Origin of the sequence: Microbulbifer thermotolerans, assembly GCF_900112305.1 — a bacterium.
In the GTDB taxonomy this organism is placed as follows: Bacteria; Pseudomonadota; Gammaproteobacteria; order Pseudomonadales; family Cellvibrionaceae; genus Microbulbifer; species Microbulbifer thermotolerans.
In genome coordinates, this window is sequence record NZ_FOKT01000004.1 from 106,023 (window position 1) to 119,028 (window position 13,006).

Annotated in this window: 8 protein-coding genes; 6 read left to right on the forward strand and 2 right to left on the reverse strand. The window is 58.4% G+C overall.

Going from position 1 to position 13,006, the window contains the following annotated elements:
- Position 1 precedes the first annotated feature (1 nt).
- Both BM155_RS07545 and gshB read right to left on the reverse strand, forming a co-directional pair.
- Positions 2–910 (reverse strand): energy transducer TonB, encoded by a 909-nt coding sequence (locus BM155_RS07545; RefSeq protein ID WP_082817340.1) that lies wholly within the window; start codon positions 908–910, stop codon positions 2–4.
- Between the two features lie 49 nt (positions 911–959).
- Positions 960–1,916 (reverse strand): glutathione synthase, encoded by a 957-nt coding sequence (gene gshB, locus BM155_RS07550; protein ID WP_067150305.1) that lies wholly within the window; start codon positions 1,914–1,916, stop codon positions 960–962.
- A 284-nt stretch (positions 1,917–2,200) separates the two neighbouring features.
- On the opposite strand from gshB, the gene pilG reads away from it, so the two are divergent.
- The 6 genes from pilG (at position 2,201) to BM155_RS07580 (ending at position 12,962) form a co-directional block, all read left to right on the forward strand.
- Positions 2,201–2,596, forward strand: a complete 396-nt coding sequence (gene pilG / locus BM155_RS07555) for a twitching motility response regulator PilG (protein ID WP_067084389.1) — start codon at positions 2,201–2,203, stop codon at positions 2,594–2,596.
- A gap of 237 nt (positions 2,597–2,833) precedes the next feature.
- Positions 2,834–3,196, forward strand: coding sequence for a twitching motility response regulator PilH (gene pilH / locus BM155_RS07560; RefSeq protein ID WP_067150308.1), 363 nt, complete (start codon positions 2,834–2,836; stop codon positions 3,194–3,196).
- A gap of 16 nt (positions 3,197–3,212) precedes the next feature.
- Positions 3,213–3,752, forward strand: a complete 540-nt coding sequence (locus BM155_RS07565) for a chemotaxis protein CheW (RefSeq protein WP_067150311.1) — start codon at positions 3,213–3,215, stop codon at positions 3,750–3,752.
- 164 nt (positions 3,753–3,916) lie between these two features.
- On the forward strand, positions 3,917–6,061 hold the full coding sequence (locus BM155_RS07570; RefSeq protein WP_067150313.1) for a methyl-accepting chemotaxis protein: 2,145 nt from the start codon (positions 3,917–3,919) through the stop codon (positions 6,059–6,061).
- 134 nt (positions 6,062–6,195) lie between these two features.
- A complete protein-coding gene (locus tag BM155_RS07575; RefSeq protein ID WP_074902178.1) occupies positions 6,196–12,447 on the forward strand; it encodes a hybrid sensor histidine kinase/response regulator in 6,252 nt (2,083 codons plus the stop codon).
- A 32-nt stretch (positions 12,448–12,479) separates the two neighbouring features.
- Positions 12,480–12,962, forward strand: coding sequence for a chemotaxis protein CheW (locus BM155_RS07580; RefSeq protein WP_074902180.1), 483 nt, complete (start codon positions 12,480–12,482; stop codon positions 12,960–12,962).
- The last annotated feature ends 44 nt before the right edge of the window (positions 12,963–13,006 follow it).

Consider the following 13,006-nt stretch of genomic DNA (forward strand, 5'->3'; position numbering starts at 1 on the left):
TTTAGCCGCGCTTGGGGTCCCGTCCTGCGGCAGTGGAGAATCCAGTCATCTCAAAGCGCCAAGTACGGATGATTTCCAAGCGGTCCGCCTCTTTGCGGATTTCCGGTGGGAAAGGCGCGAAGGGGGCGGCCAGGCGCACGATTTGCTGGGCGGCATCATCGAGAATAGGCTCGCCAGATGACTCCAGTATCACCACTTTCTCCACCGCGCCGGTGGGAAGCAGGCGCACCATCATGCGCAGGCTGCCGGTAATCTGTTTGCGCAGTGCTTCCTCGGGGAAGTTGTCGTTGCCCACAGTTTCCACTTTTTGGCGCCAGTCGTGCAAATAGGCGGCATCGGTGGAGGCCTTGGTGGCCACTGAAGTCAGGCGGCGTACGCGGGGGCGCTGTGCGATGGTTTGGCGGATTTTGTCCAGGCGTGCCTGCAGGCTGGCGATTTCCGGATTGGTGAGCGGCAGGTCACTGGGCGAGTCGCCACGCTTTTCTTTGGAGGGCTTGTCTTCCGCGGGGAGCTCCGGTGCCTGCTGCGGGCTTTCGCCGACAGTGGTAACCAGCTGACGGCGCTGCTCCGCAGGGCGAGCGGCCTGCTGTTGCGGCAGCGGATTGACCGCGCGGATAACGGTGTCGGCGATGTCGGCGCGGCGGTTGCTGGACAGCTCTCTCGGGTCTTCCGCCGTGCCGCTGGCCTGCTGGTTATGCTGGGCCAGATAATCAGCATTCTCGGGCGTCTCCATCTCGCGGTGTTGCGCCAGTGTCACCTCCAGGGTGGGCGGTGTCTGTCTGGCTTCCGGTATGGTAAATGAGACGCCGAAGATAAGCAGCGCGTGCAAGGCGCAGGCGAGGAACAGGGCGAACGCAAAGCGATCCTGTTGAGCGGCCTGGAATTGCATGGTGTCGGCGGTGGAATTCATTGTCGCTTATTTAGTTACTGCTCAGCTTCCCGCAAAGTGGGGCGCGAGTTTACTCTTTTTTCTTTAATCGGTCTGTGATCGCGCGCATCAGCAGCCCGCCGATATCGGTACCGTAGGCAGCGTCTATTTCACGCACACAGGTGGGGCTGGTGACATTGATCTCGGTCAGATATTCGCCGATTACATCCAGGCCGACAAACAGCAGCCCTTTCTCTTTTAGCGTCGGCGCTACTTGCTCGACAATCCAGCGGTCGCGATCGGAAAGTGGGCGGGCCTCACCCCGTCCGCCAGCGGCCAGATTGCCCCGGGTTTCGCCGGCCTCGGGAATGCGTGCGAGACAGTAGGGTACCGCCTGTCCATCCACCACCAGAATGCGTTTGTCACCGTTAGTGATTTCCGGAATATAGCGCTGGCCCATAATTTGTCTGCGGCCATTATCGGTCAGCATCTCTAGAATGGTGCCGAGATTAGCTCCGTCCGGCTTGCAGTGAAAGATACCGCTGCCCCCCATGCCGTCCAGCGGTTTAAAAATGACGTCTTTGTGACTTTTGTGAAATTCGCGCAGTCTCTGCATGTCGCGACTGACAATAAGTGGTGGGCAGCACTGAGGAAAAGTGGTGGCGAATATTTTTTCATTGCAATCGCGCAGCGCCTGTGGTTTGTTCACTACCAGTGCGCCTTCGCGCTCTGCGGCTTCAAGGATATAAGTGGAGTAGATGTATTCGTTGTCGAAGGGGGGATCGACACGCATTAACAGTACATCGATTGTTCCCAGCGGCATGTCGGCGACATCCCCGGTTTCGAACCAGCGCGCGGGATCATTGAAAACGCGCAGGGGGCGGCCGCGACCCATGGCGCGGCCGCGATCCAGATAAAGATCGCTCTGTTCGAAATAGTAGAGATCGAAACCTTCGCGCTGTGCGGCCTGCAACAGTGCCAGGGTGGTATCTTTTTTAAAATGTATCTCAGTGATGGGATCCATCACGACGCCGAGGGAATAACTCATGCCGGTATCCGTAGGGTGGAAAGTCTTTGGTGTCTAAGTTAAGAGCTGGCAGCTGTCTGTGCAACTGTTGCTACCGCTGTTTCAGTCTGGTGATAATTTGCTTTAGCAGGCGGTGGGCAGCGCCTCATGTAGATTCACATAGTCTTATGTGGTAAAAGTTTCCACCTATGTGCGGCCTCAACCCAACGAGGCGCCCAGACCCTGCTAGTGGTTGGACGAGGGGCATTCCCGACAACGCTTTCAGGCGTGCCCGAAAATAAGTAATCAGGGGATTCGATAACACTATGGAGCTCAACTGGGAAAGCCTGACGGTGATGGTGATCGACGACAGCAAGACGATTCGTCGCACCGCGGAAACTCTGTTGCAAAAAGCGGGTTGTACGGTCGTTACCGCAACAGACGGATTCGATGCGCTGGCCAAAATCGCCGACTCCCGCCCGGATATCATCTTTGTCGATATCATGATGCCACGCCTGGATGGCTATCAGACATGTGCATTGATCAAGAATAACAGTGAATTTCGCTCCACGCCGGTGGTGATGCTTTCGAGTAAGGATGGCTTGTTTGACAAAGCCAAGGGGCGTGTTGTCGGCTGTGATCAGTATTTAACCAAGCCGTTCAGTAAAAGTGAGTTGCTCGGGGCTATTTCCGCGCATGCCAAGCCGCATCATGCAGCTTAAAATTTGAGTATGCACAGTGCTGTGACTTTGGCCCCAATACTGGCGTAAAATGTTTTTTTACAGCCTGTAATAGGCAAAATAAATTGAATAAGGTGCCCTTCGGGGTTTGCCGGAAAATCAATCAAGGGGGGAGCGAAAAGGGCCGCAGGCACATCGCTCACCTATAACGACAACAATTCTCGCAGTGCCCGCACGTGGCGGTATATCTGCGAGTTGCCAATAAATTGCGGGGGAATAATGGCAAGAGTATTAATCGTTGACGATTCGCCGACGGAAACACACAAACTGACCACCGTTCTGGAGAAAAACGGCCATGCTGTTATTGTGGCCACCAATGGTGAAAGTGGTGTGGAGGTGGCGCGAGCGCAGCGTCCCGACGTAATTTTGATGGATATAGTGATGCCTGGTCTGAACGGATTTCAGGCCACCCGTCAGCTGAGCAAAGACGACAGCACGGCGAATATCCCGATTATTATAGTGACTACTAAAGATCAGGATACCGATCGCGTCTGGGGAATGCGCCAGGGGGCTCGCGCCTATCTGACCAAGCCGGTGGATGAGAGCCAGTTGTTGGGCACCATCGAGGAGGTGTTGGCTTAGGCCAGCTGCAAGTCGAGTGCAGTCACATAGTCCTTATCTCGCACTGGTCGATATCGCAAAGCGCGCCAAAGCGCAGGCGGCGGGTTTGCCCGGCCGCCAAGAGGTGAAGCCTTATTGGACCGGTATCGGATTTTCTCTTTTGGGGCACCGTTTCGTCGCGTCGATGGATGACGTGACGGAATTGCTTGAAGTGCCCCAGTACACATTTGTTCCCGGTGTCCAGCCCTGGGTGCGCGGCGTAGCCAATGTGCGTGGCCGTCTTCTGCCGTTGTTTGATCTGGCGGCCTTTTTCGGCGGGCAGCTCACTAGTCAGCGCCATCGGCGAAGGGTCTTGGTGGTGGAGCAAGAAAAGGTCTATGCGGGACTGATAGTCGATGAGTTGCACGGCATGCAGCACTTGGCGTTGGAGTATGCCAAGAGTGCACCCAGCGGCCTGATGGAACCCTTCGCGCCCATGGTAAACGGCCAGTTTGTTCTGCAGCAGGACCGCTGGCTGGTTTTCGATATACAGGCACTGGTTAGCGATTTTCAGTTTATGGATGCCGCGGCTCAGTAAGACCGCGGCATTCTGTTTTCCCGCAGGGGGAGGATTCCGGGGGGCTTTCGCCGCTCCGTGATCAAGTGTCACGAGTGGATTTGAGGGCTGTTCCGGAAAAAGCGTTGGATAAACGTGGTAATAAGAAAAATTGGCCTAATGCACAGGTCCGCCAGGAGTAAATTATGAAAACAGGCTCCCAGAGTTCCTTTTCCGCGCTGCGCAGTAACCCCGCAGCGTTGTTTATGGGCCTGCTGGTGCTCGCCGCACTGGCGGGGCTGATTGTCAGTATCTACCTGGTGCAAACCCAGGGCGACCGAGACAAGCAGTATCTGCAGCAGGTTGCTGAGCTGCGGGCTCTCTCGTACCAGGTGGTGTCACACGCGCCTGCGGCTACCGCCGGTGACGAAGAAGCCTTTGCCGAGCTGGAAAAGGTGATTGGCCAGATGGCTAGCACCTGGAACCAGCTGCAGGGGGCAGACCCGGGCACCCGCCGCGCGCTGGAGTCGGAGTTGACGGAGTTCGGCCTGGTGTGGCGTCAAGTGCGGGAGCAGGCGGACACCATTATCGGCAACAAGGACTCGATCATATTCCTGAACGATGTGGCCAGCACTTTGAATGACTCTCTGCCGGAGCTGCAGGCGGAGCACAACAACATCGTGGAAATCCTGCTCGCCAACAATGCACCCGCCAACCAGGTGGAGCAGGCACAGCTGCAGGTGTGGCGGGCTGAGCGTATCGGCCGGAACATCGACAAAATGCTGCAGGGTGGCGACGACGCCGAGGCCGCCGCGGACCAGTTCAATACCGACGCCAGCCTCTTCGGTAAAGTGGTTGAGGGTATGAAGAATGGCGACGTGGTTATGGGCATCTCTCGGGTGACCGATGAGGAGGCGCGCCAGTCGCTGGAAGAAATCACCGAGCTGTTTGAGTTTGTAAGTTCCTCGGTGCGGGAAATTTTCGAAGCCACTCCGGCACTGTTTGCCACCCGGCAGGCGGCGGACGGTATTCTGGCGTCTTCACCGGAGCTACTGGAATCGCTCTCCAAACTGAACGACCGCATCGTAAGCTTGTCCGGTGAGCGCCAGCCCAACAACCAGACAATCGCGATCTTTGCCGGTATTTTCGTGATGCTGATTTTCGGCATGATGATCGTGGCCTTCTCCGGTACCCGCCGCAGCCTGCGCGAGGAATCCGAGACCAACGAGCGCAACCAGCAGGCAATTATGCAGCTGCTCGATGAGTTGGCCGACCTCGCGGATGGTGACCTCACCACTCAGGCAACGGTGACCGAGGCCTTTACCGGTGCCATCGCGGACTCTATCAACTACACCATTGACCAGCTGCGTGTGCTGGTATCTCGAATCACTACTGCGGCGCAGGAAGTGTCCACCCTGTCGCAGGAAACCCAGCAGACCGCGTTGCACCTGGCCGAGGCCTCCGAGCACCAGGCGCAGGAGATCGCCGGCGCCTCGGCGGCGGTAAACGAGATGGCGGTAACCATTGACCAGGTATCTGCCAACGCCGCGGAGTCCGCTCAGGTGGCGGAGCGCTCGGTGCAAATCGCGAGTAACGGCGCCAAGGTGGTGCAGAACACCATCAAGGGCATGGATAACATCCGCGAACAGATTCAGGACACCTCCAAGCGTATCAAGCGTCTGGGTGAATCCTCCCAGGAGATTGGCGATATCGTGAGCTTGATTAACGATATTGCCGACCAGACCAACATTCTTGCATTGAACGCGGCCATTCAGGCGAGCATGGCCGGTGAGGCGGGCCGCGGCTTCGCGGTGGTAGCGGACGAGGTACAGCGGCTGGCGGAAAGATCTGCTGCTGCGACCAAGCAGATTGAAGGCCTGGTAAAAGCTATTCAGTCCGACACCAACGAGGCGGTGATCTCGATGGAGCAAACCACCACCGAGGTGGTGCGCGGTGCCCGTCTGGCACAGGACGCGGGTGTTGCCCTGGAAGAGATCGAGAGCGTATCTACCAACTTGGCGACATTGATTCAGAACATCTCCAATGCGGCGCGCCAGCAAGCGTCGTCTGCGGGTCACATCTCGAATACGATGAACGTGATTCAGGAGATTACCTCCCAGACCTCCGCCGGTACCCAAGCTACTGCTCAATCGATTGGTAACCTGGCCAAAACTGCGCAGACACTGCGTGAATCTGTTGCCGGCTTCAAGCTGCCCAGTGAAGAGAGCGCTGAGGAGAGCGGCGATCTGTACGATGTGGAATTGCCGGAAGTCGGTAATGAAGACTTCCCGCTGCTCGATACCGAGGACAGCCAAGCCATGGAAGCCCGTGAAGACCGGGCTCTGGCCTGAGCCCCGTAACCGAGTGCTATGTCCGGTTCCACCGAGTGCAAAAAGAAGGTGGGTAAGAGGGAAATATCCCTCTTACCGGACGGAGTTCCGGGCGCGTTGCGCTCGCGTACAGATTGAATTACTGAGGACTTGGCGTGAGTCACGACAATCCGAACTTTCTCGCCCTAGGCTGGCTGACTGGTGAAATCAATGACACGCTGGCGCAGGCGCGCCAGCAACTGGAAGCTTTCGCCTCAGCCTCCACTGAGGGAGCGTCAGCCGCGGACAATGGTCTGCTGAAGCACTGCCTGGAATTGATCCACCAGGTGCACGGCAGCCTCCATATGGCCGAATTAAGCGGCGCCGCTATGCTCGCCGAGGAAATGGAGCAGCTGGTTCAGGCGCTGGCTGGCGGTGAGGTGGAAAATAGTGACGAGACGCGCGAATTTCTCATGCGCGCCCTGCTCGAACTTCCCCTGTACCTGGAAAAAGTATCCTTTCAACGGCGCGATAACCCCATACTTCTGCTCCCTTTATTGAACGACCTGCGAGCAGTGCGCCGTGAGCGCCTGATTACCGAGGGGGCTCTCTTCGCTCCGGACTTGTCGCCACTGGAACAGGTGCGCGGTAAACGGCAGGCCCTTACTGGAAACAACGCCAAGTTGCAGGAGCTGGTTGGCAAGCTGCGCAAGATGTATCACGTGGCGGGCGCAGGACTAATCCGCGATGTCAACAGTAAAGAGAGCCTCGCTTACCTGGTAAAGGTCGCGGAGAAGATGTCACTGCTGTACAGCGGCAGTGTGCGTCGGCCGTTATGGGAGATCTTGCTCGGCATTTTCGAGGCGGTTGCTGAGCACCGTATCAGCGTAATGCCCGCTCTGCGCCAGTTATTGCGGCGCATCGACGTGGAATTCCGCCTGCTCGCCGGGCGCGGAGCCAAGGTGCTCGACGCGCGCCTGGACCGCGACCTGGTGCGTAATCTGTTGTTTTATGTGTACCTCGCTGGCCCCAACGGCCCGCGTTGCCAAGCGCTTTATCAAACATACGCACTCGATAAGGCGGTGCCCGGTACACCGCGTCCGGATACTGAAAATGCTCTGGCCATGGGGCCAGAGGCCCTGGGCACGGCAGTGGAAGCACTGCGCGAAGAGTTGCGGCTAGTGCGCGAGGCACTGGAACCCGAAACCGCCAGCACCGAACGGCCGCCCCTGTCCGATACTGCCGCCATCGCCAAACGAGTGGCGGATACACTCGGTGTGTTGGGCCTGGAAAACCAGCGGGCCCGTGCCCGTACCGTGTACGAATGTCTTCGTGACGCCGCGCGCGGTCAGGATGTTGACGAGCTGTTACTGCGCGCCGCGGGCGATCTGGTGCAATTAGATACTGCCCTGGCATCTACTGCCGCGCGCAATAAGCAAGTCAACGACGATCAGCCGCTGATGGGCGATGCCACCAACACAGTGTTGCGCGAGGCGCGCCTCGCCCTGGAGGTGGTCAAGGAGGCGGTGGTGGAATACATCGCCAGTCACTGGGATATCAGCTATTTGAGCCGGGTGCCGGAGCGCTTGCAGGAGGTCTGCGGCGGTCTGGAGATGGTCGGTTATCAGCGCGCCGGAAAAATAGTCGATGCTTGCAAACGCTATGTGAGCGAGCGGCTGATCGAGGCTGAGGAGCAACCTGAGTGGAAGCTGCTCGACACACTGGCAGATGCGATTACCAGTGTCGAATACTACTTGGAGCGCCGCTCTGATGGTATTGAAGATGCCGACATGCTGCTCGCGCTGGCCGAAGATAGTGTAGCGACTCTCGGCTTCGCGGTGACTGACGAAGCTCTTGAGATTGAGGCCGAGCCCCTGTCCGTCGGGGACGCCGCTACCGCCGATGAAACCGAGGCAACAGCGGACTTCATTGCGGAATTGCCCGATGAGCCAGTTCAGGAGCCGATTTCCGCTGCAGAAACTACCGCGGTAGAAGAGGGTGACTACACTGCTGAGCTGCAATTGGCGGGCACGCAGCCGACCGCGGTTGAGACTGTGGAGTTCGAGTCCGAGTCCGAGCCCGACACGACTTTATCCGCCGACGCTGATGCGCATGCCGAGCCGGTTGAAACTGCACCGGCTGCGAGTCTCGATGACGACGACAACCTGATCGACGATGAGATTGTCGAGATATTTTTGGAAGAGAGTGCCGAGGTACTCGAAACTATCGGTCAATACTTCCCCCAGTGGGCTGCCAACTTCGGTAATCGCGACGCGCTGGTAGAGTTCCGCCGTGGCTTCCATACGCTCAAAGGCTCCGGCCGTATGGTCGAGGCCGTGGAAGTCGGCGAGCTGGCCTGGGCTGTCGAGAATATGCTCAATCGGGTGATTGACGACACGGTGCAACCCACCCGTGCCCATGTGGAGCTCGTGGAACAGGTTCGCCGCAAATTGCCATCGATGATCGAAGGCTTCCGGTTGCGCACCGGAGATCCGGATCCGCAGCGCACTGCACAGTTGGAGGCTTGGGCCCAACAACTGGCCAATGGAGAAGAACCGGAAGATTTGTTGGCCGCCTCCGAATCGCAAATGCCGGAAATCCCGGCTGCGGAAGAGGCGGCAGATGCGGGCGAGGATATTGATCAGCTGTGGGAAATTTTCGCTCAAGAAGCGGAGACCCACTTGGCAGTGGTGGATGAATTCCTCGCCGAGATGAGGGATGCCGCGCCCCTGTATGACGTGCCGTCCGATCCAATGCATCGCGCTCTGCACACCCTCAAGGGGTCAGCGCATATGGCCGAGGTAACGGCCGTGGCGCAGCTTGTTGCCCCCCTGGAACGGTTTGCCAAGGAGCTGCGCACCTACCAGGTATCCATTGATGCGGACATATTCGAACTGTTCAGCGATGGCGCGGACTATGTCCGCCGTGCACTCGAACAGATCCGCGCCGGAGAAGCGCCGGTAATCGAAAAGTCTGAACAGTTCCTCGCTCGTGTGGCTGAGCTGCAGGAACGGTCCGTCGGTCAGATGATCCGCGAGCGCGAGGCCAATCAACCCAAATCGGTGGATCCCCAGCTGCTGGCGGTCATTATGGCCGATGGCATGAAAGTACTGCTGGACGCGGACCAAATGCTGAAGCAGTGGCGCTCAAATCCCGCTGACAAGTCGCTGTTGGCTCCGGTTGCCGAAGAGCTGCAAGTACTGGAAGAAGCCGCCAGTCGTGCACAACTACCGACATTAGCCGAATTGTCGCGGCTACTGCTGAATGTCTATCGCAAGGTGATCGATGGCCGCCTTGAGGTGGAGCCCGCGCTTTGGTCCGCCCTGGAGGAGGGGCATAGTGAGCTGCTAGATCTCGTCGATGCTGTAGCGGCGGCCCAGGACCTGCCTGAGGTCAGCGAAGCGGTTGGGGAGGCACTGCGTTATCTCGCTCAAGGAGACAATGTATCGTCCGAAGAGGACGATTACGACTTGGCTGAGCTGGGCATCGACAGCACCGATATTCCCGTTGCCCAGGCAGAAGAAGAGGCCCCCGTCGCAAGTGTCGCAGCTAGTGACGACAGCGGCGACTGGGGGCTCGATGGACTGCTAGCGGCTGAAGCGGACCACATGCCCGCCACCGAAGATGAGCAACGGACAACGCCAGCGGCGGAAGAAAACGCTCTTGTACCGCCTGTTGCGGAAGCAGTCGAGCCTGCTGCGGTTATTACTACCGAAGAAGTGGGTGGTCTGGATACGGATGGCCGCGACGAGGCCGGCGTATTCGGTGACCTGAGCTTTGATGATTTGTTGATTGCCGATGGGCAGTCGTCTGCCCCCAGTGCAGTTGAAGGGAGTGAAACGCCCCTCGAGGAGCAGGTCACTCCGGCTGCGCCGATGGCGGAGGAACCGGCGAGTACTGTCGCCGAGGTGCGACAGCCAGTGGCAGATACGTCGCCGTCGGACGACGAACTGCAAAAGCTGCTCGCGGATATTGATCCCGACGTCGTCGAAGTGTTTTTGGAAGAAGCCGGCGACCTGGTCGATGAGCTGGAGGAACTGATCCAGGAGTGGGAGCAGGCGCCAGCTGACCAAAGCCAGGCCGAAGCGTTGAAGCGGGTACTGCACACCTTCAAGGGCGGTGCGCGTATGGCCGGTGTCATGGGACTGGGTGAAGTGGCGCACCGCTTCGAGACAGTTATTGAGGGCATGCAGGGCAAAGCAGAGCCTTCAATGGAATTCTTTGCCGATGCTCACGCCATCTATGACCGCATTGCAGCCGGTGTGGAAACCGTGCGTGCCTGGATGGGGGGTGAACAGTTGGACGCATTTGCCCAGTTGCTCAGCACTACCTGGGCCGATGCGCAAATGGCGGAGGACACGGCCCCGGCGGGTTATCAAGAGACACCCGAGGTGACCCCCGTATTGGATGAACCGAGGCAGGCCGCCGAAATAACGGATACAACCCCGGAACCGCCGGCTGAGCAGCCTCCGCAGGCCGTGCCGGCGCCCAGGGATGAACCACCGAGCAATGTGCTGCCGTTTATCCGCAAGAAAGCGGGTGTCAGCGAACGCGAATCCGGCGCTGGGGTGAGGAACCAGCCGCAAGAGATGGTGCGGGTGGCTGCGGAGCTCTTGGAGGAACTGGTTAACCTGGCGGGTGAAACCTCCATTTCGCGCAGCCGGCTGGAAGAGCAGATCAGCGAGTTTGGCCTGGCTCTGGATGAAATGGATTCCACCCTGCAACGCTTGAACGAACAGTTGCGGCGCCTGGATATGGAAACCGAGGCGCAAATCTTGTTCCGCCAGGAGCAGTTGGCTGAGCAGGACGATGATTTCGATCCGTTGGAGATGGACCGCTACTCATCCATTCAGCAACTGTCCCGCTCTCTTCTCGAATCCACATCGGACTTGATGGAGCTGCGCGCGACGCTTGGCAACAAAGCGCGAGATACCGAGACATTGTTGTTGCAGCAGTCCCGGGTGAATACGGAGCTGCAGGAGGGACTCATGCGCAGCCGCATGGTGCCCTTCTCTCGCCTGGTGCCGCGCCTGCGTCGCATTGTGCGACAAGTCAGTGCCGAGCTTGGTAAGCAGGTTGATCTGGTGTTCTCCAACGTCGAGGGTGAGCTGGACAGATCCATGCTCGAACGCATGGTGGCTCCGCTCGAGCATATGTTGCGCAACGCGGTGGATCACGGGATTGAAGCGCCGGAGGTACGCGCCGCAGCGGGCAAGCCGGAGCGCGGTCGTATCAGTGTGGCGCTGGAGCGTGAGGGCAGTGAGGTAGTGCTCTCTATCAGCGACGACGGCGCTGGTATCAATTTGATGAAAGTCCGGGAGAAGGCCATAGAGAGAGGTCTGATGCGCCCGGATGCGGAGTTGTCCAATAACGAGATCCTGCAGTTTATTCTTCAGGCGGGCTTTAGTACCGCGGACAAAGTTACGCAGATCTCCGGACGTGGCGTTGGTATGGACGTGGTGTCGGCGGAAATCAAACAGATCGGCGGCACCGTGCATATCAACTCCCAGGCGGGCCAGGGCACGGAGTTTATTGTCCGATTGCCGTTTACGGTGTCGGTGAACCGCGCCTTGATGGTCAAGATCGGCGAAGATCTTTTCGCTCTGCCGTTGAATACCATTGAAGGGATAGTGCGGCTCAGTCCCTTTGAGTTGGAACACTACTACCGCACTGAGGGTGCACACTTCGAATACGCTGGTGAGCCCTATGAGGTGAGCTATTTCGGTACTCTGCTGAAGTCAGGGGCCCGTCCGAAGCTCGACGGGCGGGACATGCAGCTGCCGGTGTTGTTGGTGCGCTCCGAGGGCCACGCCATGGCACTGCAGGTCGATGCCATCATGGGGAGTCGGGAAATCGTGGTGAAAAGCCTGGGCCCCCAATTTGCCGGTGTGCAAGGGGTTTCCGGTGCAACGGTAACCGGTGACGGTACCGTGGTGGTGATTCTCGATCCCCACGCCCTGCTTCGCCGCCAGGCGGCGCAGTTGGCGCGGCCCGATGTGGCGAAGCTGGAATCAAAACCCCAGGTGCTCCCGGAGCCGGAGGAGCGGCAGCTTAAGGTCATGGTAGTGGACGACTCCGTGACGGTGCGCAAAGTGACTTCCCGCTTCCTGGAGCGTGAAGGCTATCTGGTTACCACTGCCAAAGATGGTCAGGACGCGGTAATTCAGCTGCAGGATCAAATTCCCGACCTGATACTGCTCGATATTGAAATGCCGCGCATGGATGGCTTTGAGGTGGCGCGGCATATCCGTGGAAACCAGCGGCTGAGAGATATTCCGATCGTGATGATCACTTCCCGAACAGGCAGTAAACACCGCGACTACGCCTTGTCGTTAGGCGTAAATCATTATTTGGGTAAGCCCTATCAGGAAGAGGTCTTATTGGAAACGATCCGGGAATATACCGGCGAGGCGGCGGCCAGCGGCTGACAGCCCATCAGTAAACGGAAAAGAGATTGGCGATGAGTGAAGTGAAAGCGCTGTCGGTGGATGTGCCCCAGGAGCTGAGCAGTCTGTTGCTGCCGTTGGCGGATGGCCAGCTGCTGGTGCCTGTGGACACCTTGTCGGAAGTCATTGCCATGCAGACGCCAGTGGCAGCCTACGACGCTCCGGCTTGGTATCTGGGGGAGCTCAACTGGCGCGAGCAGCGGCTGCCACTGTTGTCCTTCGAAGTAATGCGGGGAGGGTCATTGGCGGCTGTCAGTGAAAGTGGGCGTATCGCTGTATTGAACAGCGGCAATCCCGGAGGTGACCTGCCGTTTCTTGCCCTGGTGCTCGCGGGTACGCCGCGTTTGGTGCGGGTAACTCCGGAAGAATTGGCGCGCCGCGATCAACCTTGTCACCAGGGAGAGCTGATGCATGTGGCTCTATCTGGAGAAGAAGCCGTGATTCCAGATCTGACTGGACTCGAACGGGCTTGTCTGCAGTATCGCAATAATCGTTGACCCCCCTTAACACCGTTCAATTTCGGTACCTGATTCGCGAATGC

Coding starts and splice junctions, on each gene's coding strand:
- BM155_RS07545 (WP_082817340.1), bottom strand. CDS start 910: ATGAATTCCACCGCCGACACCATGCAATTCCAGGCCGCTCAACAGGAT.
- gshB (WP_067150305.1), bottom strand. CDS start 1,916: ATGAGTTATTCCCTCGGCGTCGTGATGGATCCCATCACTGAGATACAT.
- pilG (WP_067084389.1), top strand. CDS start 2,201: ATGGAGCTCAACTGGGAAAGCCTGACGGTGATGGTGATCGACGACAGC.
- pilH (WP_067150308.1), top strand. CDS start 2,834: ATGGCAAGAGTATTAATCGTTGACGATTCGCCGACGGAAACACACAAA.
- BM155_RS07570 (WP_067150313.1), top strand. CDS start 3,917: ATGAAAACAGGCTCCCAGAGTTCCTTTTCCGCGCTGCGCAGTAACCCC.
- BM155_RS07580 (WP_074902180.1), top strand. CDS start 12,480: ATGAGTGAAGTGAAAGCGCTGTCGGTGGATGTGCCCCAGGAGCTGAGC.